Below are 242 nucleotides of genomic sequence, written 5' to 3'. Positions count from 1 at the left end.
CCGGCTTTGTCGCCAGCTCCTCTGGCGCAAAGTCGTCGACGTTAATGCTGCGCAGACGGCTATGCTCTGCACGGGTAAGAATGGCGGCCTCATCCTGACTGATTAATCTTTTGGCCAGCGCGTTGTGGGCCAGCTCATCCAGACGGGTGAACGGCAGATTTTTACCCAACTCTTTGCAGATCCGCTGGTGGATAGGATCGGCCGCCATCACTTCCAGCAGGGCCTCTTCCAGCAGGCCTACC

At 58.3% G+C, this 242-nt stretch carries 1 protein-coding gene; it reads right to left on the bottom strand.

Features of this window, described 5'->3' with window-relative positions; all coding sequences use genetic code 11:
- The coding region (locus ACODJP_RS14440) for an acyl-CoA dehydrogenase domain-containing protein (RefSeq protein ID WP_422482680.1) at window positions 1–242 on the bottom strand (242 nt) is incomplete at both ends.

It is taken from the genome of Pleomorphochaeta sp. DL1XJH-081, from assembly GCF_049310885.1.
In the GTDB taxonomy this organism is placed as follows: domain Bacteria; phylum Spirochaetota; class Spirochaetia; order Sphaerochaetales; family Sphaerochaetaceae; genus CAYZJV01.
The sequence above is the reverse complement of the archived record's forward strand: the minus strand, read 5'-3'. Positions and strand labels throughout refer to the sequence as shown.